Source organism: Bacillus sp. TE8-1 (assembly GCF_008368855.1).
In the GTDB taxonomy this organism is placed as follows: Bacteria; Bacillota; Bacilli; order Bacillales; family Bacillaceae_G; genus Bacillus_A; species Bacillus_A cereus.
This window is the reverse complement of the sequence record NZ_QPET01000032.1, coordinates 105,417-131,210: the sequence shown is the minus strand read 5'-3', so window position 1 is coordinate 131,210 and position 25,794 is coordinate 105,417. Positions and strand designations below refer to the sequence as shown.

The window sequence follows — 25,794 nt, the reverse complement described above, 5'->3', positions numbered from 1 at the left end:
CAAATTGTTATACTAATCTCCTTCCCAATACTTACTAAATAATTTGCTATAACATAGAATAACCTCAACTTTTCAAGCAAAAAGCTGAGGTTTTCTTCAAATCATTCAATGACTAAATCCGCCTTATCCCTCGGCAATTCCGTTTCTAAGTAATAATCCTCTGCTTTCCAATACCTATTTTCAAATTTTGAAAGGTTTTTCTGTGTCTCCTCACTCTCACGTAGAAACCTTGTCTCTCTTGGACAGTCCAAATAGACCATATAATGAAAGAAATCTCTCCATTCTTTTCGCTGCAGAAAAACTCCTTCAATAACAATTACCCCTACAATAGGAATCTGTACTTTTTCCATTTCACATATATCTGTTTCTTCATGAAAGAAAGGTAATTTCAATTTTGTTTCATGTTGTAGCTTTTGAAAAAATTTCCGCCTTAGCCATTCAATGTCCCATTGTAAATAATAATACTCATACCATTCTTCATATCCAGTATGATATCGTTTATTACGCTCCACTATATGATCATCAATATGGAAAATACGAAACGGAATGCCTTCTTGTTTCATATTTTCTTTTAAATTGGCTACGAATGTTGTTTTTCCAGATCGACTTAAACCATCTATACCTAAAATGAATCTATTTTCCCTATGCTTCTTCATAATCGTTATAAGTTCGTTTGTACTCATTACTTCTTCCACTCTTCTTTTAATAAAGAATATAAAATGGTATCATGAGCAACTCCATTTTGAATCATATGTTTTCGAAGGAATCCTTCTTCTTGAAATCCTGCTTTTATTAATAACTTTTGAGAAGCATTATTTTCTACATATACAATCGCTGCGATTCTTATTAGTTGCAGTATTTCAAATCCGTAAGCTAAAATTGCTTGTAATGCTTCCAATGCATATCCTTGTCCCCAATATGTATCATCTAATTCATAACCAATTTCAGCTCGTTTATGATGATTATTAATTAAATGAAATCCGCACGTTCCGATTAATTGGCCCGTCCCTTTTTTCTCGACTCCCCAGCGAAATACACTGCCCTCTTCATAACGATTTTTGAACGTTTGAATCGTTGTTTTCGCTTGCTCAATATTTTGGAAAGAATCCATTCCGAAATAACGTATAACTGATTCTTTCGAAAAATATTGGAACATCGTTTCTGCATCTAATAGTGTAAGTTCTCTTAAGAATAAACGTTCTGTTTCTAGTTTCGGAAATCCCATCTCTCTTTCTCCCTCTATTCTAATGAACTGCAAATTTCAATATAATTTCCATCTGGATCAGCAATGTAGGCAATTGTTTGTCCCCACGGTTTTACAATTGGCTCCACTAAAATTTTTATACCTTGCTCTCTAAATTGCTCAATCGTTTCTTGTACATTCTCAACAACGAATCCTAACTCGAAATGAGAAGACTGTAATTCACCTTCTGTAAGCGGTAATCCTGTTAATTCTTTCACATCTTGCCGCGTATTCATCGCTAAAATGGTAGTTCCAGTATTAAATTCAATATATGTTCCGTGCTCTGCTTTTATAGGTAACTGTAAAATATCTTTATAGAACTTTAAACATTCCTCAAACTTTTCTACATATAAAATGATGTACTTCATTTTCAAATTCATTTTACATCCCCCTTTGTATCTATCCCTAAAATTTCGACAAAAGTCTCATAAAAACCTTGTTCCTTGTAGTAATGAGCAAAAAAAATGAGGCCGATTTCTCGGCCCCCCAGCTTATTGGCATAAAACAGGAGATTTGGTTTGGACATAACCAGTTCGTACTTTTATTATATTTTATTTTTTCTGAATTTTAAATACATTAAACACCTATTTATATTGAGAAAGTTTTTTGCTTGCATAAAATTAAAGATTTTAAGAAATGATACAAATGGAGGTGTATACATATGGAACCAATGCTATGTCCAAGTTGTAAAACGAACCGTACTCGCTTTAATATTCTTGAGCAACAAGTAAAACCAGTTAAAATAAATCCACAAACTGGTCAAGTGGAAGAAGAATACACAAATGAAACGATGAATGCTTTTCATATGGCTTATCAAGGACCTACATACCGTGTCCAATGTGCTGTATGCGGACTTGTTGAAAACCCTGAACAATTTATTAAACCTGCGCAAAATCAGTCTTTCTAATAAAAATATGATTATCCCTTGTAGAAATAGATTTTTCTATAAGGGATTTTTTCGTTTAATACGTTAATTAAAAATGTATTTCTTCCTTATTATATGTTAAATTCCACACCATTTTAGTAATATTTATATAAGGGAGGTGAAACAAATGATTTTAAATAAAAAGATAATGCTTCCATCAACATTTCTACTATTAACTTGTCACATAATCATCTTTTACTTTTGGATTTCCGATTGGAAGAAAATCTCGAGTTCTTACGGTTTAGCTATATGGATACTTTCTACTATTTGTGGTCTTTTACTTTATTTCCTTTATAAAAAACAAAAATCTAATAAAGTGATATTCATTGCTAGTTCGTTATTATTAATTACTTCTTCATTTATGATTTTTTTAGGTATTGTTACTGGTATCATCTTTGTAACTGTTAGTTCTATGCCTTAAATATACAATATTTTATTATATAAAAAATACCCAACAAAACAAGGATATATAGAAATTAAAGAAGATGATTTCCATTCCAATATACAACCATCTTCTTTAATAAACCCAATCTTTGTTACAATATTTCATTTTTTAACTTTTTAATCTTCCTAAATAAATTAATAAACGCATATAAATATATACAAACTAAAAACCCAACCATACCTTTATATAATCCTGATTCTGATACTCCAAGAAAACATAAGTAAAACACTGGAATTAACATTACAAACATAATTGCAACGAACTGTATCAATTCAACAAATTTTTGTATCTTCGTTTCTTTGTCTGAATAAATATCAGGTAACTCATTTTCCTCGTCTACTTCTTTACAAAAATAATTCCACTTCGCAAAACTCGTTACATGTTTCCAGCCACACATTTCATATATTTGGATATATTCTTTTTGTTTTTCTGTCGAATCTTTATACTCTAATCTAAAGTCTGCTTTATATACTACATCTTTCGGCTCAGTTTTCTTAAACGTATACATTACGTTATACTTTTGTAACGCCCAGCCTTGTTGATGCATTTTACGTAAATACGCTTCTTCTTTTTCTAAGCTCCATACTGCGAAAGGTTTGAATATCTTCTTTGTCTCCATCTCCCATTCACTCCCCTAATATACTATTTCCATTCCTTACAGATCTCTGCAATCTGTTATATTCTAGCTCTAACACTTCTCTCCCAAACGGCGTTAACTCATAGCACTTCTTTCTATCTGTAGAGGCAACTTCAACAATTAATTTTTCTTTAAGTAATTTCGTTGTATTCCCGTATAAAGTACCAGGACCGAGCTTTACTTCCCCATTTGTCATCTCTTCTACCATTTGCATAATTCCATATCCGTGCATTGGTTTCACTAGTGATAACAGTATGTAATATGTCGCCTCAGTTAACGGAATATATTTTTGCGCCTTCACATTCATTATAACTACCTCCGATACATCGTTTTATGATATATCGACTTACGATACATCGTATATCGATATTGTATAATCATATTCCAAAATATGCAAGAGTAATTTAATAATTAAATATCCATTTCTTTGAATTAAAAAATCATACCAATTTTCTGAATAATTTGTTAAAATATAGAAATATTAGCTCTTTTATAATGAAAGGAATGGTACATATGATAAATAAATTGAAAGAAAACATCGGATCTGTGTTTGTTGGTAAAGAAAATGTTATTGATCTACTGCTCGTTTCACTTCTTGCTGATGGACATGTACTACTCGAAGACGTGCCTGGTACTGGGAAAACGTTACTGGCGAAAACCATTTCAAAAAGTATTGGTGGTAGTTTTTCTCGCGTTCAATTTACCCCTGATGTACTTCCAAGTGATGTAACAGGTATTGAATACTTCAACCCAAAAACAAGCGAATTCGAATTAAGAATTGGACCAGTTATGACAAACATTTTGCTAGCAGATGAAATTAACCGTGCAATGCCGAGAACGCAGTCGAGTTTGTTAGAAGCGATGGAAGAACGACAAGTGACGCTGGAGAAGCAGTCAACTCCTCTTCCGAAACCGTTCTTTGTTATTGCGACGCAAAACCCAATTGAATCACAAGGGACTTTCCCTCTTCCAGATGCACAGCTTGATCGCTTTTTAATGACGATTTCAATCGGTTATCCAACTCCTAAAGATGAGTTACAAATGATGCGACGTTTTCGGAACGATTTACCATTAGAAAGTGTCACATCTGTCATCTCATTAGAAGATATTTTAGAAGCTCAAAAACGAGTAAAAGAAATATTTGTTTCGGAACCGTTAGAACATTACATTATTAAACTTGCTCATGCTACAAGAAATCATGATTATATCGCTAACGGTGTAAGCCCACGTGCCACATTAGCTTTAGTACGTGCTGTTCAAGCTTTAGCCTTTTTACGCGGGAGAGAATATTGCACACCAGAAGATATACAATTGTTAGTTCCTTCTGTTTGGAATCACCGTATCGTCTTATCAATGGAAGGTGCCCTGCGTACGACAAAGAATGATATTATGCAAAGTATTTTAAAAGAAGTTGACGTACCTATGGAGATTGAACAAGCATGAATGGACAGCGTGTTGTAACTGTGCCTTTATTTTTTCAACTCCATATTATTCAACTAACCGTTCCAATCGCATTACTTTTCACATTCTTTTTCCCGCAACGAATGCTTATGTTTCTCTTTTTCTTCTATTATTTATTTGCGATTTTTATTTATAAATATGTCGCTTTCATAGAGAATAAGTTTCAAATCATAAATGAGAAACAAACTACACGGATTTTTCCTGAGGAATCTGGACAGTTTTTTATTCATTTAAAAAATGGAGCCAGCATACCGATCGTTAATGGTGTTTGTTACTTTCATTTAAATTCGTCCCTTATACCGCATAAAGAGCAAGGCATTGAACAAATATCAAAAACGTTATTCTCTTTCCCATTTTCACAACCTGCACATTCGGCACAAAAATGGGGTTTAACATTAACCGCCACGAAGCGTGGTGTGTTTCAAATTGAACAATTTGAATGTGTATTAAAAGATCCATTTCATCTATTAACTGTACATTTACCTGTTTTTGATAAATTAAGGACTGAGATTATTGTGTATCCTTCTCCTAAAGAAGTAGCAGGTTTGCAAGAACTTCAGCAACTTTTGAATGGATCTTATCGAACGAATTTTTCTTTTTACAATGATGAAACATCTATTATCGGTGTAAAGCGATATGAGCGTGAGTCTTTCCGCTCTATTCATTGGAAGGCATCTGCTAAAATGCAACAATTACAAGCGAAGCAATATGAACCTGTAAAAAATTATAGTTGGACGATTTGTCTTTCTTTAGCTGCCGATCGTGGATTTGGTTGGAAAGATAATGTAGAAGAACTTATTTCATATGCAACATACATTTTCCAGTATGCAACGAAGCACCACATTCCGTTTGAATTGTTTATTAGTGTATTAGCAGAAGACGGTGCATTACATGTACCGTTAAATGAAGGACAAACACAATATGCAAAAGCTTTAGAAGAATTAGCCCGTATTTCAGATGATAGTACGTTACTTCCGAAACAAGGATTCCTTCATTATGTAAAGAGAAAAAGAGAACGATCGTCTACAATGATATACATTGGTTTACAAAGAAATGAACTCCCTCTTCTCTCGCAGCCAACGTTTCTCATTACTAGTGAAGGGATGGTGGAACCAGTTGAAAACTTGGCTATATCACATTCATGATTTCATTCTGCTCCTTCTGCTTTCATTATTAACAGAAAGAGATGAACTAATTAGTATTGCAATATTTTTAACAACAGGCTATATTGGAGTATTTCTTATTCATAAATTTATGCAGAAAAAAACAACAGGATTTGTAATACTTTTAGTTCTTCAAATCGTTCTTTTCTCTTTATTTTTACCTTTTTCTCTATTTGGCACAATCATATTACCACTATTTTTCTTTATCGTACATGTGGTCGGACCTGGATATCCAGTTCAAAAATCTTTAGGTGGTATTGTATGGTTTGTCGTTTCAGCTATATTTTATGCACCCTTTCCACCGTTGTGGAAACTATTAATGTTAGCCTTGCATCTTATGATTACATTTTGGTTAACCGGGGCAAATCGCAAACAACAACTATTACGTTTTTCTTCTATCATTACGATTGGCTTAATGAGTATATTAATTGTTCAAGTATTTCCTTTCATTCGACTTATTTTTGGTTTTATAACGGAAGTAGTCGCATTAGGCGTCGGCTATGCTTTAATGCCATTAATTAAAGCAGCGGAATTAAAAGATACTGAAGATGTTTGGGCAAATAAAGGACATCTCTTAAAACCAAAAATTGAAGACGGAAAAAAAATTCCTGATTTTGATCCAATACTCATAAATAGCACTACAATAATAGTCTGTACAGCTATCGCTATTTACGTCGTTTGGAAAATAGTAAAAAAACGAAAACATTTAAGTTTACCAAATATGCACGTCTTCGAATCTACTATCATTACTGATAAAGAAGGAATGATCCAAAATCGTTTTAAACGAAATAAACCGCCACATAACGAAATTCGGAAGGAAATTTTTAAGCTAGAGAGTAAGTTAACCCCTCCTTTAAATAGAAAACGGGGAGAAACTGTTGAGGCTTGGCTAGAAAGAATAAACGATGAAGAAGATGTAAATATTCAAAGTGATATTATTATAGATGCTTATAATACGGTGCGTTATTCAAATGGTGCAAACACTGTACTTCTACATGAATTTAAGGAAGAGATTCATAAGCTTTATGCATATCAAAAAAGTTTGAAGAAACGAAAGAAATAACGTAACAAAAAGACTCCTATATTCATAGGAGTCTTTTTGTACTTCTACGTTGCTTTTTAAATGGAAGCATTCTTCCCTGCTTCAATTTCTAATGACTCTTCATGCCACCAAAGTGTTTCTTCAGGGTCTTCTTTAGCGATTTGGTGTGCTTCTTTTTTCGTTTCTACTGTAGGATATGAACCTTTTAGCGCACGCCCTGAAGTTGTAACGAATAGTACACTAAATACAACTAATCCAATAATACTTACACCTGCTAAATAAAATGCCGGTGCGAGCGGGTTACCAGTTGCATGAACTAAGTATGAACATACGAGCGGTGTTGTTCCACCGAATATCGATACAGAAATATTAAATGAGATCGAAAGTGCTCGATAACGTACATCAGTGAAAAAGAGTGATGGTAATAATGAAGGTAATGTTCCTTCATATACACTTAAGAAGAAACCTAGTACGAAAATACCTGCAAATATAGCTGCAATATGTCCGTTACCTATTAGTAAAAATGCTGGAATTGCAAATACAGTTAAACCAAGTAAACCAATTTGCACAACGCGTTTATTACCAATTTTATCACTTAATTTACCGAAATATAGTGCTAGTGGAATCATAAGTGCCATCGTAATAGAAATAATTAATAAGCCTGTTGTTTCTTCGACTTTAAGTACTTGAGTTAGATAAGAAGGAATATACGAAAGAATCATATAATTTGTAATATTAAAGAAGGCGACAATTACTGTGCTTAATAAGAAGTCTTTTTTGTGATATTTAATAATATCCATGAATGAAAATTGTTCATTGTCTTCAGATTCCTCTTGTGCTTTTTCCATCTCTTCAAAGATTGGAGATTCATCTAGATGACGGCGTAAGTATAAACCGACCAAACCAATTGGTGCAGCTATTAAGAACGGAATACGCCATCCCCAGCTGAGCATTTGCTCATCTGTTAACAATAACGTCAAAATGGTAACAATTACCGATGCAGCAATGTAACCTGAGAGTGTTCCAATTTCAAGACCACTACCGAGTATACCACGCTTTTTATCTGGAGAAGATTCTGCGATATAAACCATTGCTCCTGAATATTCGCCGCCTGTAGAGAAGCCTTGAATCATTCGGGCAACTAAAAGTAGTATTGGTGCCCATACACCAATTTGTTCATAGGTTGGTAGTAATGCGATGAATAATGTAGAAAGTGCCATTAAAATAATAGTAGTACTTAACACGATTTTTCGGCCGTACTTATCTCCTATTCTACCAAAGAATACACCTCCGATTGGTCGAACGAGAAAGGCTGCTGCAAATGTACCGAATGTAAGTACAAGTTGCAATCCACTATTATCAACACCAGAGAAGAATAATTGACTTAAAATTACCGCTAAATACGCGTATAATCCGAAGTCAAACCACTCCATTGCGTTCCCTATACCAGTAGCAATTACTGCTTTCCTGGCTTGTTTAGGATTAACAATATTAACGTCTTGAGGTTCAAAATTTAAATCATTATTTTGTTGCATATAATAAAACAGCTCCTTATTTAATTTAACTTCTTTAAGCACACCTTCTCTTATTGAATAAAATTAATTCGAAGCACTTAAGGAAAAGCAACGTCTCCTTATCTGTTATTATTATTTCACATAATTAATTATTTGTCCAATTAAATGCTCTTTTTATATAAAATTAAACCCTGTTTAACTTGTTATAGAATGACGTTCAGCTTATATAACACATACCTTTACACTACAAATGAAATTTTAATTTATTTATATCTATACGTTTCTATAATTGCTTCCTTTAACCTAGAAATTAGTAACTTTTACTAAAGATTTGCATATATTTAAAAAGTGAACTCATTAGCTCGAATTTTGTCTTATTACATTCAAATATAGTATTATTATAGATTTAAAGGAGGGTGTTTTATGTTGGAAATAATACTTTTACTCGCTACTGTTTCTTTTCTCTTCATTATTTCTGGATTTTTCATTACCTTAAAACAATATAAAGAAATAAAAAATATAAAGACTATATTAACTACCAAAAAAGAAAATGAGAAAACTACATCCGAAAACTCAATCCCTATGCAATTAGACCTGAGCGTTCTCAATAATTTACTCGCTTCTGGAATAAATAAAGGTACTAATTCAGGTAATGAGAATTCTAAGTCTGAGAAAACTAAATAGTCGTTACGTATATAATAAAATATATATCTCCTATTTTATCTAATCTTATTAATAACTACCTCTGATTAAAAAGGAGACTACTTATGTGTAAAAATCCGATTTCTATTATTATTCGTATACAGCATAACATAAAAGTTTTACCTGAAATTTTGAAAGCCTGTGAACAACTACAGCCTTTAGAAATTATCCTTACTATTAACGGATGTATCGATGATTCCATTGATATTGCACAATCTTACAATTGTAAAATTATCACCCTAGAAGAACCGACAGAATCAAATAATTGTTATGTAATTGGTGCCAAAAAAGCAAAGGGTAAGTACCTCTTATTTTTAGATGCAAATTACATTATCCAATCTTCCTTACTTACACAATTTCTTCAACCATTACTAGACGAATCAGCTGACATAGTATTAAACAATTTGGATGACTTTTTTTATCAAAAGCAAAAGCCAACTATAGAAATGATTTGGCAGCAAGTTACGAATCATTTTTTTCATCGTCCAGATTTACATGTTAACTCACTATTATTTCCTCCCTATGCAATAACAAAAGAGATTCTTGATGCAATTACTCCAGAAAGTTTATTAAATCCGATATTAGCACAAATGAAAATTATTAAAAATAAATTTCGCATTAGCAATCATTTCAAAATTTCTATACCGCAAATTCCCTCCTTCCCCTCAAAACAACTCATTCGTTATCACCTAGAAGCAATTGAAAATTGGGTAAATATATTACAAGATTCGAGAGGAAACTATACTGATAATAATCGAAGGCGGGATATTATTTTAGAACTTCAAAACGGTGAACAAAGAGCTATATCCAAAATAATTACAGGTAAAGAGTTTTATTCAAATACTTATGGAAATAAACAATTATCCATCATTATCCCTGTTCAAAATGAAGAAAAAACGATAGAATCTATCATTTTTGAGGTGCAGAAATTAAAACCTTTAGAAATCATCATTATTGTTAATGGATCAACAGATAAAACAGAGGAATTGGCGAAGAATTGCGGTGCAACAGTTATTACTTACAAAGAAGCACTCGGCATTGATACCGGACGTGCCGTTGGTGCATATTTTGCAAAAGGTGATATATTATTATTTATTGATGGTGATTTCTTAATTCCTAGTTCTGATTTATTACCATTTGTACAATCTGTTCAAAATGGAACCGATTTAGCTTTAAATAAATTAGAGCACTACTACATGTATCGTGTTCCTTATACTATCTTAACTGCATGTAAGCATGTTGTTAATTTAGCATGTAATCGAAAAGATTTAGGTATGGGCTCCACAACTGCTGTCCCTCATGCTTTTAGTCGAAAATGCATTGATACAATTGGGTTTGATTCTCTTCTTTCACCAACCTTAAGTCAAGTTAAAACAATTTTAGCAGGATTGCATGTACAAAATGTTCATTCTATCGACGTTGACAAGATAAATCGAGTTCGACCAGAAAAACACTTCTCGCAGGAAGGCTACCTTTCATTAGCAACGCAACAAATCATTGGTGATCATATAGAAGCAATTTCTTACCTCATTGAACAAAAAAGAAACACTGAATACTTTTAATTGTATATTCTTACCACCAAATAATATATAAATTCATTTTAAATATATAGCAAAATAAAAAAAGATGGTTGTAACCATCTTTTTTATTTTTACATTAGATCAAAAGAAAAGTAGCAGGCAGGCTTTTCATTTCTGTATCTTTCTTAAGAAGTTTGAAAATAGAGGCTTGTTAATGAAGAGTCAACACTTAAATCATCTTTTAGTGCAATTGAGAAACATGCAACTAATGGTAAAGTAATAACAATTGATCCACTAGGACTAATTACAATAGTAGGACTTGTCCCACATGTGCCTCCACAATCGACTACTGCATCAATTCCACTACCAGGGGTAATTGTAATTTTAAGACACACATCTAAACAAACATTATTCGTAGTACATGCCATAACTCTCCCTCCTTTCTTTTAACAATATATGCAGTTAATTAAATTCGGACACGACTCTCTTACTAAGTCTTATAAATTAGATGTTATTTTATTATTAACTGCATAGAAAATTAACGTTTTATTAAACTATCTAAATCAACTAAAAAACTCAAATCATCCTTTACTGAAATAGAAACACATGCAATAAACGGTATTACATTAAAATTAGATAAACATTCATCATTGCACCTTACGAATATTTCTGCCCCACCATTTGGATTGACTTTAGTTTCTAAAGAAATATGAAAACAACTTTTATTGATGCAAGACAAGATATTCCCTCCTTTCTTATATCTAATATCAATTTATCCAAAAATAAAAATACCGTTACAACTTTATTTACCCTTTACCTTCCATACTTAAAATAAAAAAGATAAAAGCTTCTTCATATATATAAAGAAGCCTTTACCTTTTAGTTACTTGTTCATTTACTATCAGTCAGTGAAACATGCTCTTCACTTGTACCTGAGCTAAAAATAATAAAAATTTTTGATTTTAGTTTCATTGCAATACTAAATATCGTCAAGTTGCATAAATGAAATGTTTAAGTTACTCATTCAATAGACAAATTTACCTTTTAAAATAAATCTTTAAAATCCTTATTCTTCAATAAATATGAAAGTCCTTCTAAATGATCCCCAGTAATTCTCAATACAGCTGGTGGATGTCCTATCGTCGCAAAATGCTCTTGTGGCCGAATACGATTTGGTTTCATTACATCTACAAAATGGAGACATTCGACTTTATACCCTTCTAATATTGCCTTTACTTGTGCAACACACGCTGTGTGAAGAGTGTCCCAGCCAATTCCCTCTAAACATTTTCTACTAATAGCATGGGGAACAGCAATTGTAGATCCTACCCCTAAATCTTTACGGTTACAAGCAATATTCAACATATATTTATATAAACTTACAATATATAGAGGAAATCTAAGATTTAAATTTAAATCATTTAAAACCATATCAACACCATCCGCAACAGCTTGCGTTAACGGATGAAGATCTTTTGCTGGAATAGCAAAATCAGCATCAATAAAGAGAAGTATATCTCCTGTCGCTTCTTGTGCACCAATTGCCCGTCCTACATCATGCCCTAATCTTTCTTCATAAACAATTACTGTTGCCCCTGATTGCTTAGCAATTGCTTCTGTTTGATCTGTTGACCCATTAATGACAACAATTATTTCTTTTGGTTCAATTTTTCTTGCCTCAAGAATAACTTCTTTAATCGTTGATTCTTCATTTTGTGCTGGTATAATAATTGATAACTGTTTTCCATTATAAATAGAGGAATTCATTCCCCATCCTTTATGGAAACGTGAATAATTCTTTTGTTTTTTTAACTGCTCTATAATGTCTCTTTTTCTTCCTCCATCTGTATAATTACCTCTATCATCTTTTCGTTGTAACCAACTCTCCAAAGCTTTTATATTTTCTTTAATCTCATATACTTCTAATTTAGTTAATCCATTTTTATAGAAAGAGGTTTTGTTTGCAGGCATATTATTCAAGGAGGTGTTAGTGATGGCTGACGAGGATTGTAGTCGCCACCCTTTCTCAATAAGAGTTACTTGGGACAGAATAGGGTTCTGCAAGATATCATATCCAATGTCTTCAATTGCTTTTTTAGTAATAGCATATGGCATAGATAACATCGAATCATATTTTAAATCCATACGCCCCAATACATCGTTTACTATTTTTCTATACACCATAGCAACGCTTGGCCATTCTACTCTCATCTTTTCAAAACAAACCCAGTCTATATTATTTAAAATTACATCCTGTTCCTTTTTTAGTAGCGGTTCTATAAATCGTTCTAATTCTACCGAAAAAATAACATCTTCTCCATTTAAAAATAAGACTACATCACCATTGGCGACTTTTGCCCCATGAACTGGTGCTTTCCATTTACTTTTCTCCTCAATCACAACAACGTTACTTTCAACAAATGTTGGTATAGATTGTATCGCACTCATTCTATCATCAGCTACAATAATAATTTCTAGTGGTTTTATATGCTGCACTTTATTTAAAATTTGATTCAATTTTGATTTTTCTTCTCCTAAAACTATAACAACTGATAGGTCCACTTCTTTTTGTTCTTCTTTTACAGTCTGATTAGGTTTTACTTTTTTTATATATTCAATTGTTTCACTCTTTCCTACAGCTGCATGCCCTGCTTTTTTATCAAAATATAAGTCAATTATAATTTGATTTACTTCCGTGTCTTTATCAAGTTGCTCTAATTCGGAAATAAATGGTAGTAAATGATTTTGCACATCAAATTCACACGCGAAATTTTGCAAAAAATAAATATTCGGTACATATTTAATGTGATTAAAAAATTTCACAACATTAATTCTTTCGCCAAATTTCTCTTCAACTTCTTCTCTTGATAAATTTGGATAAGACAAATCGAAAACTAGATTTATTGGTACAGGTATCCATTTTAATAAATTTGTTTGAGGATTATTAATGAAAGCTGTGGAGCCCTTAACGAATCCAGCTAAAATTAAAGACATAAATCCTCCCCCAGAACTGCCATAAAACAACACATTTTTCGAATCAACTTTTAACTTTACAAATACTATTTCTAAAATATTTGCTATATCTTGTAAATAAAATCTATTTAACTCTCCCTGTCCCCAACCTAAAGATAATTTTCCAAGATATAACGTAGGGTCATTATAATATATAACAGTATCTTCAAATTCATCCATCCAAGAATGTCGATGAAAAATAGGTGGACCAATTGGCTGTTCTTGAAACCCACCTGCTCCGGATCCAAAAACAATAGTGTTAAAAGCATCGGGCTTAATACGAATTAAAAATTCATACGTTACTTTATCCCAATCAACCTTGAGTATAAATGGTTCTGTAATTTGAAAATCCATTTGCCATAATTGTTCATATGAAATGTTAATTATTTTATACTGGTCTAACAGTTTAATCACCCTTTCCATCCATTTCGAGTTGTTCTATCAAGTAAGAGAGAGCTTCAACGTGATCACCAATTATTCTTAATACTGCTGGAGGATGCCCATTGTGACTTACATTTTCCATTAAACGAATTCTATTCGGTTTTACAACATCAACGTAATGTACACATTCTACTCTATACCCTTGTAATATTGCTTTTACTTGTGCAAGACTAGGGCATAGTAAGCTTTCCCAGCCTATTGCATCTAAACATGATCTACTCATAGCATGTGGAATTGCTACTAATGAGCCATTGCTTAATTCTGGACGATTATATGCTAAATTAAGCATATATTTTACGACGTCTACAACATAAAACGGAGGGTGTAACATCGGATTCAAATCATTTAATGCTATGTCTACACCAGCTGAAACTGCATTTGTAAAATGATGCAAATTACTTCCTGAAACACTAAAATCACCATCAATAAATAAAAGAATATCTCCTGTAGCTTCAAGCGCTCCAATAGCACGTCCAACATTATGACCAAGTCGTTCGTTATATTCAATAATAGTAACACCAAGTCTTTTAGCGATATTAGCCGTTTGATCTGTCGAACCATTTACAACGACGATGATTTCTAGTGGTTCTATTTTTCTCGCCTCAAGTATTACTTGTTCTATAGTCTCTTCTTCATTTTGTACCGGTATAATGACAGAAAGTTGTTTCCCGTTATAAATTGAAGAATGCATTCCCCAGCCCTGATGATAGGAAGGGTATCGCTTACATTCACCTAGTTTTTGAACAATATCTCTTCTTTTTCCTGCATCAGTAAACCCTACTCTTCTTCCTTTTTTCTCTATCCATTTAGCTATACCGCGTAAATATCTTTCTACTTTCTCTTTTTCATTTTTGGATAACTCTTTTTTTATTAAATATCCTCCTTCCTCTATAGTCTCATCTTTAGATAACGTATTGATTGCATATTGATCGTTAATCCGCCACCCTTGATTCACAATCTTCATATGAGATAGAACGATATCTTCCATATAATTAAAGCCGATATTTTCCACTACTTCCTTCGTAAGCGCATATGGTAACGAAAGTATTGAATTGCTTTTTAAATCTGGTCGACTTAAAATTTCATTTAACATTTTTCTCCATACAATATCCATATTTGGACATTTACCTATTTCTATCAATTTATCTATTTTATTTAAAACTACATCGGCTTGATTTGTAACAATTGGCTCAATAAATCTCTGCATTTCATTTGTGGATAACGAAAAATTGCCATCTAAAAATAATAAAACTTCTCCTTTTGCTGCCTTTATACAAGCTCCATATCCATCATAATGCTTATTATATTTGTCCATAAAAACAATATGACATTTATGTTTCTTTGCTATTTCATACAAATTACTTCTATCGTTAGGAACGAAAATTATAATTTCAAGAGGATTTAGCTTCCATATAGATTGAATTGACTCTTCTAATATTTGCTCTCTTTCACTGTACAAAATAATAACCGTTAACGATTTCATTACACGCCCCCTTTACACATCATGTGACATAAAATATTAAGTATTACCATTTCCTATGAATTTGCTACTTTATTAACATATTCAAAAGTGAATTATACTGTGTGAAAACAAACGTCTATTTTTGAAAATATAAGTTATGCACTTACCTCCTTTCTCTTATCATTGTTTGTTACAACTCTCACCATAAAAAACAAAAAAAGTCCTAATTTCTTTAGGACTTTTTAAATAAATTTATCAATATTATTAATTTTATATACTACCTTTTTCCATGTTATACCGCGATCTTTTGTAGTAAATATTTCTTTTTTATTACACGCCCAACCTTTACGCCGATTAAAAAAATGTAAACAAAATACATTTTTCAGCAATGGATTACTTGATACCTTTATCCATTTTGCTCCTTTTTTTATTATTTGATATACACTTCCATGTTCACTATTTATAACCCAGCCATAATAGGAACTAAAAAAAGAAACAGCCGCTTTACTAGTATTTATTGTTTTATTTGAAATATGCCACGAATTCCCCTTATCAAATGAGTAATTCATTAAAAATACATCATTATTCATTTTAGTTGGTATTACTAACAAGTTATTTTTATAGATTGCTTTATAAGCCATAGAAGTCTCATTATTACTTCCTTCAAGACTTGGAATATCTTTTATAGGCTGCCAACTTGCCCCACCATCTATTGTTTTAAATACCGCTGATGTTTCATATTGTTTGTGTAATGAAATAAATCCAACTAACTCGTTTATAAATGTTATTCCTGAAATACTATCACTAATACTTATATTTTTAATTACTTTCCATACTCTCCCTTTCATTTTCATATAGTATAAATTATGTTCAAATTTATTTGATGCAAGCTTTCTAGACAATACAATCCATATACTATCCATATTCGCGGCATGCAATTGTACTTGAACATCAGTCGATTTCTCCCAATCTTCTTCAACCGGTAAAATAAACTCACTCCACCTTTCTCCTCTATTAACTGTATAAAATATAGCTGGCAATAAATCGTCATTCTTTTTTGTTAAACCATATGCCCAAGAGCTTCGAGCGTTTATTGGATACCCAAATAATACAATTGAATTAAGAGGATTGACAACATCCCATTCTACTCCTCCGTTTCGAGTATATAAGATAGCCTGCTTTTTATTTGTATATTGAATACTAGCCCAACCATATTTATCCGTTCTCATTTGTAAAGAAGTAAATTGAATATCATTATTTTCCAATATATCACCTCATTCTTATTATTTATATATTCGTATGCTATTATTTTCAAAACGTTCTATCATTAGTTGTTAGTACCACTCGTTTTATCTACTATCTTTACACATTTACTTTCTCTTTTCCTCACCAACCAAATATCAATAAATAAAATTCTACTATAAAAAGTGCACCCCAATTGTAAAACTACTTCTAACAATTAGAGTGCACTTTTTATAAAATATAGCTTTAATTTTTAAGCACTTACTACAGCAGCAACTTTATCTAAACAAATAATAAACTGATTCATAAATGCGTCAATTTCCTCTTTCGTAATAATATACGGCGGAAGTAATCGAATAATATTCCCTTGTGTTACATCGACTAACATTCCTTTATTCATTAGCTCAACCTGTAATTTCTTCACATTTTCATTCGTATCATTCAGACTAATTCCAAACATCATACCAGCATGACGTACTTCCTGAATATAATAAGAGTTTTCTTTCTGAATTTCTTGTAATTTATCATTTAAATATAGTGACGTTTCATACGCTTCGTGCATTAAACCATCTTCAATCAATGTGTTTAATACCGTTAACCCTAAAGCTGTTCCCATTGATGAATGAGCAAACGTTGTCCCGTGATCTCCTGGTGAAAATACATCACATAACTTTTTGCCTACAATAATTCCTCCTAGCGGTATCCCGCCTCCTGCTCCTTTACCAATTTGAATAATATCTGGTGTAATATTAAAATTTTGATAAGCAAATAGTTTTCCCGTTCTACCCATACCACTTTGAACTTCATCAACGACAAGAAGTACATTATATTTTTCACATAAATATTGAACACCATGTAAATATTCACTTGATAAAGGATAAATTCCTCCACTTCCTAAAACAGGCTCTAGCATAATCGCAATTGGTTTTTCTTTAATAATAGTCTCCTCTAATTGGTCTATATTTTCGCGCTCTACTTCATATACAGGAATCAATGTTTTAGGGAAATTTTGATATACACTTTCTTGTCTCGTAAAATGAAGTGCCCCTAACGTACGCCCATGGAAACTATTCTTCAGCACTACAATTCCTTCACGTTCTTCATTCGTATTAGCTCTATATTTATCAATTAATTTCAAAGTTGTTTCTGTCGCTTCCGTACCAGAGTTTGTAAAAAAGACTTTTCCGCTTTTTAAAGTACACTCTACTAATTTCTTTGCATACTCAATTGCAACTGGGTTTAAGAAATGAAACGGTAAATGCAACGATTTCACAACTTGCTCCATTGTCGTTTGTACAATTTTAGGATGATTGTATCCTAGTACATTTACTCCTACGCCAGAAAATAAATCTAAATACTCTTTACCATCTACATCATATAGTTTACATCCTTCTCCTCTTTCCATTGCAACCTCTGTCCGACAATATGTAGACATCATATATTCTTTATCTAATTGAAACCAATCCGACATGTTAAATTCCTCCTAGTTATTTTTCCTTTTTTAACGTTCATTCTCTATATAATCGTTTATAAATTAAGTTTTAAGATTGAAACTTTAATAGTGGTTTTCTTCCACATTTTTTATTAAAACGTGTGCTTTCTCTTCCCGATATTCATTTTTCCATAATTTCTTCTATTTCAACAGGTCCACTACATATGTGTTTTTTTCATCTAGCGGTATGTTACTGCTTTGAACTTTGTATGTCATACATAATCGAGACTATAAAATCATATTTAGTAACAATCGACGAAAAAATTTGGAGGCTATATCGATGAATGAAAAATATGATAAACATAGGAAAGAATTATTAGAAGAAGACTTTAATAAACATCGAGAACTTACTGAACCAGCTAAATTTCACTCTCAAACAGTTGGTTCACGTGGACCCGTACTAGAGCAAGATAGTGTACTGCATGAGTCATTACAACAATTTATTCATGAAAAAATTTTAGAAAGACCTGTTCATGTAAAAGGATTTGGTGCGTTCGGTTATTTTCAAACGATATATTCGATGTCTGAACATACTAAATTAAGTTTTTTACAAAATTCTAATGAAAAAGTTCCTGTTATGGTGCGATTTTCGTTAGCTGTTAGTACGAAAGGAACACCGGATACTGCTAGAAATGTACGCGGTTTTTCTACAAAATTTTATACAAAAGAAGGCATTTTTGACCTTTTATGTAATCACATTCCTGTTTTTTCTGTTCGCGATCCGATGCGTTTCCCTGAAACGATTCAAGCATTATTGCCTTCACCTAAAAATAATTTAATAGACCCTAATAGATTTTGGAGTTTTGTCGCTAAAGCACCTGAATCTATTCATTTTGTTGTCCGTTTATACTCTAATAATGGTACGGCCAAAAGTCTTCGCCACATTCCAGGACATAGTGTTAATACATATGTATGGAGAAATGCGGAAGGTAATCGAAAGTATGTAAAGTATCATTGGTACCCGTTTGAAGGTGTACAGTACATTACTAGTAAAGAAGCAATTAAACTAGCTGCCGAAAATCCTGATTATAGCGGGAAAGATTTATATGATGCTATTGAAAATGGTAAACCAGTGGAGTATGGTTTATACGTCCAGCTCATGGATCCGAAAGATGAAGCGCATCTTTCTTATGATCCTTTAGATGACACAAAAGTATGGGATGAACAGACGTATCCTCTCATACCAGTCGGGAAAATGGTATTAAATAAAAATCCTGAAAATTTTATGGAACAAGTAGAAAAAGTCGCCTTCTCTCCTTCTAATTTGCTAGAAGGCGCTGAGTTATCAGATGATAAAATGCTGCAAGGGCGCGCTAACATTTACAGTGATTCACAAAGAAGAAGAATTGGTCCCGAATTTCGCAAATTAACGATTAACCAGCAGCAAGATTGGACACCTGCTAATCAAATTACAACCGGTGAAGGAAGGTACGTTGAAGGTAAACTTGAAAGAACTTCTATAACGAAACAGGATGACTTTACGCAGGCTGGTGAATTTTACACGAAGTTACAGCCGATAGAAAAAGAACATCTCGCTGAAAACTTAGCTAGTGATTTGAAAGTTATATCCGATGATATTAGGAAGATCGTTTTGGGGTATTTCAATCGAGTATCCACTGATTTGAAAACAAAAATCGAGACAAAAATGAAAGAGCATTAAGAAGATTAAAACATGCTTTACGAATGAGAATTCAACTCTATATTAATTATTTTCTTGTCAAAATCCAATGAGGTTATTTAATTTGAAAATATAAAGCCAACATATCCCTGTTCTATAATTAGAACAGGGATATGTTGAATTAGTTTAATGTTTAACATTAAATACTTTATTTCGCTAAAAAATGCGATAAGTAGCCTTTCAAAACAAACTATAGTAAACTATTTTACTTGTACCGTATAATTCCCTGTTCCACCACCATACTTATATACACTTAAGTAATATTTCCCTGGCTTTGCATTATAATTTCCAAGCAATTTGTTTCCATCACGTTTTGTTGCATAAGCTACATAATTATTTAAATCTGATTCAGAATATAATACCCAGTTCAGTCCAAGATTTTGTTCGTTCGTAACAGAAATTTGTAAATCTTTTTGATCCTTTACATCAATAACAAATTTATCCCCCTGATCTTGATCGCTCAAGGTTCCTCTTAACAAAATATTCAAAGATAGTGGGTTTGCTGTTTCAAATGAATTATTTGGTTCTTTTTCTACAGCCGTACCTTCTTCCGTATTCACTCCGCTAAACACAACATCATATTCAAATTGCCCAGCATTATTTACACGGTAATTTACAAAATAAGCAGTCAATGTTTTATATCCTGTCCACTCTTTTCCTGAAAGACGTTTCAACATATCATTTGTTGCTTCATTCATCACTTTCCAGTCCTCAACTTCTCCTTTAGCCGCACTTCCTGTATATGTCCCCTGTAGTGTAAATGTATTAAAGAATTGTGATGTATTCTTTGTTACTTTCACATCTTTTAATTTCGCTTCATTCGTAATATCTGAAGTAACGTCCGAAAGCGATTTTGGATCATGCTGAGTTAAATACTCATCTGATACTTGTGGAATTGTATACTTATCGCGATTATCAATAAGCATTTGCATATAAGATTGATATTCTTCATTTAACTTATTATCTTTGCTTAATGTAGCACGGTATGCATCGTAACTTGAAACATCATTTGCGCGAATTAAATCATGTACTTTATCGAACATTTCTGGGCGCTTATTATACATATATGATTGCAGTGCAAACGAATAATTATAAAAATCCCACGTTCCATATTTCGCATTTAATGTTTGTGATGCTGTATAACGTTTTGCAGGATCATTAGATAACCCACCAATTATACTTTTTCGCGGTACTACACTATCTAATCGCGTTGCACCTGCAAAGAACTCTGCATTCCCTTCTTCAAACCATGTTAAACGTTCATTTTGATACATTTCCCCTTGGCCCCATAATCCCTGAACTTCGTACCTTCCCTGTAAGTAGTGCGTAAATTCATGGCGGAACAATTCTTCCAGACTATAAATACTTTGCTCTGGTGTACGTTCATATGTAAAGAAAGTCCCTGTCCCTTCAATATAAATCCCACCATTATTCGTTTCATATCCGTACAGTTGACGATTAAATTGATACTCATCTGGGCTATTATAAATAACCATCGTTAACACATCATCAGCATGTCCACTTTCAAGTGGTTTATCGCTACCAACTGTACGATAAAATTGAGAACGCACCTCTTTTGCCGCCCAGTATAGACGTTTAATTTTCTCTTCGCTAACTTTATCCCCAGCTTTAAAGACAATTGCTCCATCATCAAACGTATACGTTTTCGGTAAATATTTCTTTTTACCTTCTTCCCGAATTTGATCTAAATTTACAGTTTTTCCATTCGCATCTATTCCTCCATAATTTGTAGTAATTTGTTCTGCCGCAACAAAGTATTGCTCTCCTAAATATGGATAAATTCGCATTGCATCTGTAACAACTTGTTGTCCTTTTGTCGGCGTGCTATGAAGCTTGCCCAATCGGCCAGCATAATAAATTCCATTATTAATTAACCATCCATTTTTATTTGTTACTGTACCAAGTAGTGCAAAACGATTTACTTCATTAATAAAGTTATCGATATTCCGAAACCACATCGTATCTTTTGGCTCTTTTCCAGTCGTGTACATATCCGTCTGAATATCAAAGTCAATTCCCTTCATCAACTCATATATAGCGTCTCCTTTTGTTCGGTCTTCAATGAAAGTTGCAAGATTATCGTTATATTGTTTAAAAATTTCACCTGTATATAAAACCGTTTCAACATCTGCTGATGCATTTCCAATTAATTTTCCATATGATGCAATTACTTTATTTTGTTCTGATGTACCAAGTTTGAAATTTGGATTTTTTGCAATTGTTTTTAAAGCTGGTAAACATTTATCATGGTAGCTACGCTCATTTAGTTTGCTTAATTCATCATGGTAAAAACCTAAATAAAACGCTGCACGTAGAGCTTCTACTAATGTTTCAATCCCTTTTGAATCATCTTGCGTATAAGCTTGTCCTTGTTCTGCTAGTTTATTAATAATCGCTTGCATTCGGCTATCATCTTGATAGAATTTAAGACTATCACTATTAAACTGAAATAATTCCGGAATTTGATACCATTTAATTGTCACAAGAAGATCAGTTAATTGTTTATTATTTAATTGATTTAACTCAGCCATCGAATACTTTTTTTCTTCAGCTAACGGCTTAATATTATCGGTTGGTGCTAGTGGACGCTGCGATAAATCCGCTAATTTTAACCGTTTTGTAAAAGATTCATTTTCTTGTACTTTTGAAGGGTGCGCCAATTCATCAACAGATTTCTGTATTCCTACCGGCTCCATTTGTAATACGTTCTTCACATTTTTCTCTTTTGTCTCTGCTTGAATTTGCAAACCATTACACGTTATTGTCACTAGTCCAACACCAAGAATCCACTTAGAAATTTTCGAATATTTAACCATACCATTGCCCCCTAGTTATTTAAATGAAAATTCAGAATTTTAAAATCAAAAAAACCACTTATTTGTATGTATTTACAGTTCCCCTATAAATACAACTATGATTAATAATGCAATAGTAGCTTGTTTTATACTATTACGAGTACAGATTCCTTACATACAATCTCCCTTCCTTACATGTAATACAAGCAAAAACCGTGCCAATCATATTTCTTATGAATAGCCAACATTCTTTTATAAATACTGTAGAATAAAATATACATAGGTGTTTCGGCAATGTATAAATCATTTGACACAAAATCTAATGTTTATGAAGAACAAATTCATTGAATGTTATAAATTCATTAGGCAGTAAATAATCCCCAATTATTAAATCTCTCAAAAAAAGGTAAACAAACATATTCCATAAAGCTAATATGTTCGTTTACCTTTTTCTATTTCAAATCAACAGCAAAATATCGTTGAATAAAAACAGCATGAATAAGTATTTTGTTATTCATTTCTCTTTTTCATATAATCTTTTTCACATTGCAACGGCTTAAATTTCACTTTTTTCCCTTTCTTCTTTTTCGTTTTTATAACGAGCCATTCCCCTTTTTCAACGTCTAGTTTTAGGCGTTTCATTACATTGATATTATCTTTTTCTTTATAAAGTAAAAATGCTTCTTGTGCCCTCACAAATAAGCTGGGCTGTTCGCTAAATCCACCACTATCATAAATTTTAGTTAGCGAATTATAATAAGAATCATTTTCCTTTCCACCATACATCAAATGAGCAGCCTCCAGATCTCTTTTACTTACTTCCCAAAAACTATGTTCATCAATATTTAAATTAAATGTGGATTTAATGTCCTGTATTATATTCTTCACATGCTTTTCATCTCTAACTTTTCTTTCTTCGAGACAATCCGAAGATAATTCTGGTGCATCTGATTGGGAATGTACAACGTGTTGTATCGATACACACAGAATAAATACGCTTAAAATGTAAAATATTTTTTTCATATTTACATATCACCTCAAATGATTTAGATACTATATCATTTGAGGCTTACAATATTCTTATGCTAATAATAAGAAAGATCCTATAAAATAAAATTTTTATAGGATCTTTCTTTTTAATATTGCTTTATCAAATTCACGGGCGGGGCAACTACCTTACTACTTTTCACATCATATAATCCTATAGGTGTTACTCGTATAAAAGGCAAGTGCGTCGCAGAAAAGAATAAAATTGTAAATGCTGGATCATCATGCGCGTAGCCACGCTCTTGTAGTAATTTCACCATCTGTTTCTCTTCCTGTATTAATTCTCTCATTTTTAAATTAGACATAATCCCGAGCAATGGTAATGCTATTTCGTGTAATACTTCATTCTTTTCAGCTATTACCATTCCCCCGCCAAGCTCTTTTACTCTACGAAAAGCTGTAAGCATATCTTCTTTTCTTTTTCCGATAAGAATGATGTCACCTGTACCAGAATAAGAGCTAGCAAGCCCACCTAGTTCTTTCGCAAAACCTTTCACAGCTATATTCACTTGCCAACTGCCATCACGAGCAATCATCATAAAGAAACATTCATCATGATCTGTGGACAATTCATCACAGTCTATATTGATTTCACTAGTGTATGGTTTTGTAATAACGTTATTTAATAAGTGTATCCCCGTTTTATTAGAGAAAATCATATCCTCTTTTTCTATGGACCAATCTAATGATAATGGAGTTACTTTATGTTTACTCCAGTCTATATGTAATGCTTCATGTGTATTTACACCGTCACGCTTCACCCATTTCCCCTTTGCAAGGACACTGATTGGTACTGGGTTTTCTTTACTTTCTAAAATATTGATATTAGCAATTCTACCTGTCGCAATCGAACCATGTACATGTTCCATATTATAATAGCGAGCAATATTATAACTTGCCATATCGTATGCATCTATTACTGGTACTCCTTGTTTTATCGCGGTAGAAATCATAACGTTTGTCATTCCATTCTCATAAAACGAAGGATGTGAGCCGTCTGTTGTAAAAAAGAATCTATCAAACTGCTTTACGCCTAGTTCCAACAATTCTTTCAGTAAAACTTCTAAATCTGGGCGGATTGAAGAATTTCTTAAGGAAACAGTGTAACCTTGCATAAGACGAGTGAAAGCTTCCTGCCCTGTCATCGCTTCATGATCACAATCTGTACCTAACAGTTTTAACTTCGCTAAAGTCGTTTCAGATGCACCCGGAAAATGTCCTTCTACTTTCTTTTGCAATCGCTTCGTTTCCTGCACCCAAGTTAACATTTCATCATCGCCATGTAATAGTTTTGGCCATGCTGTTAGCTCGCCGCCTTGAAGAACCGCTTCATGCTGCAGCCACTCTATTATTTCTTCACTATTAAACAAAGATTCCCCGTTTTGCAATTCAGTCTGTCCGTCAAAACGGCACCACCAATACACACTTGCTGGAATCTTATTGAATTCATCTAATAAACGAAATGCTTCTTCACGCTTTAATGTGAAAAATAAAGTTAAATTATCATTAATAAAAGTTGTTGTCCCAAACTGCATCGCATGATTCGCTAGCGTCTCTGGGTTATACAACTGATACGGATGTGCATGTGGTTCTATGTAACCGGGTACGACATACTTTCCTTCGCAATCAACAACTTCACACTCCGTTAATTGCTCTGGCAGCTGCTCCCCTACGTATACAATTCGATCATTATATATCCAAATGTTCGCTGTCATCCACTCGCGCATATAAGAATTTAAATATGTTGCATTCTTTAATAATATGTGTGTGCTTCTCTTACCATCTAGTACTTCAACATGTTCTCGTAATTGTTTATTACTCCATTTATAATGATTTTTCCCCATTGTATTCAACTCCAAATCAACTCATAATTATTTTGATTAAAACGAGTAATATTTAACTAACTAAAGTATTTTCCATTCATAACTCCCCAATTGGTGCCCCTATATCCT

Annotated in this window: 23 protein-coding genes; 8 read left to right on the top strand and 15 right to left on the bottom strand. The window is 32.7% G+C overall.

The features are described from left to right. Window positions 1–101: 101 nt before the first annotated feature. Genes DN404_RS26640 through DN404_RS26630 form a run of 3 tightly spaced genes read right to left on the bottom strand, consistent with a single transcriptional unit; the run spans window position 102 to window position 1,623 of the window. The gene (locus DN404_RS26640) at window positions 102–683 is read right to left on the bottom strand and encodes a kinase (protein ID WP_149215657.1); all 582 of its coding nucleotides are present in this window, start codon (window positions 681–683) and stop codon (window positions 102–104) included. Next, window positions 683–1,225, bottom strand: coding sequence for a GNAT family N-acetyltransferase (locus tag DN404_RS26635; protein ID WP_000506640.1), 543 nt, complete (start codon window positions 1,223–1,225; stop codon window positions 683–685). The genes DN404_RS26640 and DN404_RS26635 overlap by 1 nt, the downstream gene beginning before the upstream one ends. 14 nt (window positions 1,226–1,239) lie before the next feature. Beyond that, entirely contained in the window at window positions 1,240–1,623 is a 384-nt protein-coding gene (locus tag DN404_RS26630) for a glyoxalase/bleomycin resistance/dioxygenase family protein (protein WP_001049849.1), read from the bottom strand. A gap of 281 nt (window positions 1,624–1,904) precedes the next feature. Between DN404_RS26630 and DN404_RS26625 the strand changes: the two genes are divergently transcribed. Together DN404_RS26625 and DN404_RS26620 are read left to right on the top strand one after the other, a co-directional pair. Further along, on the top strand, window positions 1,905–2,150 hold the full coding sequence (locus DN404_RS26625) for a hypothetical protein (RefSeq protein ID WP_000433602.1): 246 nt from the start codon (window positions 1,905–1,907) through the stop codon (window positions 2,148–2,150). 145 nt (window positions 2,151–2,295) lie between these two features. Continuing rightward, on the top strand, window positions 2,296–2,589 hold the full coding sequence (locus tag DN404_RS26620) for a hypothetical protein (protein ID WP_000602672.1): 294 nt from the start codon (window positions 2,296–2,298) through the stop codon (window positions 2,587–2,589). Between the two features lie 115 nt (window positions 2,590–2,704). On the opposite strand, the gene DN404_RS26615 is transcribed toward DN404_RS26620, so the two are convergent. Next, window positions 2,705–3,232 (bottom strand): DUF2812 domain-containing protein, encoded by a 528-nt coding sequence (locus DN404_RS26615; RefSeq protein ID WP_149149730.1) that lies wholly within the window; start codon window positions 3,230–3,232, stop codon window positions 2,705–2,707. A gap of 7 nt (window positions 3,233–3,239) precedes the next feature. Then, entirely contained in the window at window positions 3,240–3,557 is a 318-nt protein-coding gene (locus tag DN404_RS26610) for a PadR family transcriptional regulator (protein ID WP_002110530.1), read from the bottom strand. A gap of 206 nt (window positions 3,558–3,763) precedes the next feature. On the opposite strand from DN404_RS26610, the gene DN404_RS26600 reads away from it, so the two are divergent. From DN404_RS26600 to DN404_RS26590, 3 genes are read left to right on the top strand one after another with little or no spacing between them, the layout of a single operon-like run. Further along, window positions 3,764–4,693 carry an AAA family ATPase gene (locus DN404_RS26600; RefSeq protein WP_149215656.1) on the top strand — a complete coding sequence of 310 codons (930 nt, stop codon included), beginning with the start codon at window positions 3,764–3,766 and terminating at the stop codon, window positions 4,691–4,693. Further along, window positions 4,690–5,856: a DUF58 domain-containing protein gene (locus DN404_RS26595; protein ID WP_098771479.1), complete on the top strand. Its 1,167-nt coding sequence runs from the start codon at window positions 4,690–4,692 to the stop codon at window positions 5,854–5,856. Before DN404_RS26600 ends, DN404_RS26595 begins: the two co-directional genes overlap by 4 nt. Continuing rightward, complete coding sequence (locus DN404_RS26590) at window positions 5,828–6,937, top strand: DUF4018 domain-containing protein (protein WP_098771480.1); 1,110 nt, start codon at window positions 5,828–5,830, stop codon at window positions 6,935–6,937. Before DN404_RS26595 ends, DN404_RS26590 begins: the two co-directional genes overlap by 29 nt. A gap of 56 nt (window positions 6,938–6,993) precedes the next feature. Here DN404_RS26590 and DN404_RS26585 read toward each other — a convergent pair whose 3' ends face one another. Next, window positions 6,994–8,451, bottom strand: coding sequence for an MFS transporter (locus DN404_RS26585; RefSeq protein WP_001186926.1), 1,458 nt, complete (start codon window positions 8,449–8,451; stop codon window positions 6,994–6,996). A gap of 402 nt (window positions 8,452–8,853) precedes the next feature. Here DN404_RS26585 and DN404_RS26580 point away from each other — a divergent pair, with 402 nt between their 5' ends. Together DN404_RS26580 and DN404_RS26575 are read left to right on the top strand one after the other, a co-directional pair. Next, complete coding sequence (locus DN404_RS26580; protein ID WP_000889742.1) at window positions 8,854–9,114, top strand: hypothetical protein; 261 nt, start codon at window positions 8,854–8,856, stop codon at window positions 9,112–9,114. 83 nt (window positions 9,115–9,197) lie between these two features. Next, complete coding sequence (locus DN404_RS26575; protein WP_149215655.1) at window positions 9,198–10,694, top strand: glycosyltransferase family 2 protein; 1,497 nt, start codon at window positions 9,198–9,200, stop codon at window positions 10,692–10,694. 143 nt (window positions 10,695–10,837) lie between these two features. Here the strand turns inward: DN404_RS26575 and DN404_RS26570 are convergent, their stop codons facing one another. The 6 genes from DN404_RS26570 to DN404_RS26545 form a co-directional block, all read right to left on the bottom strand. Beyond that, window positions 10,838–11,080 (bottom strand): hypothetical protein, encoded by a 243-nt coding sequence (locus DN404_RS26570; RefSeq protein WP_000752474.1) that lies wholly within the window; start codon window positions 11,078–11,080, stop codon window positions 10,838–10,840. 110 nt (window positions 11,081–11,190) lie between these two features. Next, window positions 11,191–11,391 (bottom strand): hypothetical protein, encoded by a 201-nt coding sequence (locus tag DN404_RS26565; RefSeq protein WP_001277646.1) that lies wholly within the window; start codon window positions 11,389–11,391, stop codon window positions 11,191–11,193. A 305-nt stretch (window positions 11,392–11,696) separates the two neighbouring features. Further along, complete coding sequence (locus DN404_RS26560; RefSeq protein WP_149215661.1) at window positions 11,697–14,018, bottom strand: glycosyltransferase; 2,322 nt, start codon at window positions 14,016–14,018, stop codon at window positions 11,697–11,699. A gap of 52 nt (window positions 14,019–14,070) precedes the next feature. Then, the gene (locus DN404_RS26555) at window positions 14,071–15,588 is read right to left on the bottom strand and encodes a glycosyltransferase family 2 protein (RefSeq protein ID WP_016122731.1); all 1,518 of its coding nucleotides are present in this window, start codon (window positions 15,586–15,588) and stop codon (window positions 14,071–14,073) included. A 221-nt stretch (window positions 15,589–15,809) separates the two neighbouring features. After that, a complete protein-coding gene (locus tag DN404_RS26550) occupies window positions 15,810–16,832 on the bottom strand; it encodes a hypothetical protein (RefSeq protein ID WP_000429619.1) in 1,023 nt (340 codons plus the stop codon). 230 nt (window positions 16,833–17,062) lie between these two features. Continuing rightward, window positions 17,063–18,280: an aspartate aminotransferase family protein gene (locus tag DN404_RS26545; RefSeq protein ID WP_001286471.1), complete on the bottom strand. Its 1,218-nt coding sequence runs from the start codon at window positions 18,278–18,280 to the stop codon at window positions 17,063–17,065. Window positions 18,281–18,581: 301 nt separating this feature from the next. Here DN404_RS26545 and DN404_RS26540 point away from each other — a divergent pair, with 301 nt between their 5' ends. Beyond that, window positions 18,582–19,961, top strand: coding sequence for a catalase (locus DN404_RS26540; protein WP_006917939.1), 1,380 nt, complete (start codon window positions 18,582–18,584; stop codon window positions 19,959–19,961). 218 nt (window positions 19,962–20,179) lie between these two features. Here DN404_RS26540 and colA read toward each other — a convergent pair whose 3' ends face one another. From colA to DN404_RS26525, 3 genes are all read right to left on the bottom strand, one after another. Beyond that, on the bottom strand, window positions 20,180–22,816 hold the full coding sequence (gene colA, locus DN404_RS26535) for a collagenase ColA (RefSeq protein WP_149215654.1): 2,637 nt from the start codon (window positions 22,814–22,816) through the stop codon (window positions 20,180–20,182). A gap of 489 nt (window positions 22,817–23,305) precedes the next feature. Then, complete coding sequence (locus DN404_RS26530) at window positions 23,306–23,818, bottom strand: hypothetical protein (RefSeq protein ID WP_000719373.1); 513 nt, start codon at window positions 23,816–23,818, stop codon at window positions 23,306–23,308. A gap of 113 nt (window positions 23,819–23,931) precedes the next feature. Further along, window positions 23,932–25,686 (bottom strand): adenine deaminase, encoded by a 1,755-nt coding sequence (locus DN404_RS26525; protein ID WP_144596302.1) that lies wholly within the window; start codon window positions 25,684–25,686, stop codon window positions 23,932–23,934. Between the last annotated feature and the right edge of the window lie 108 nt (window positions 25,687–25,794).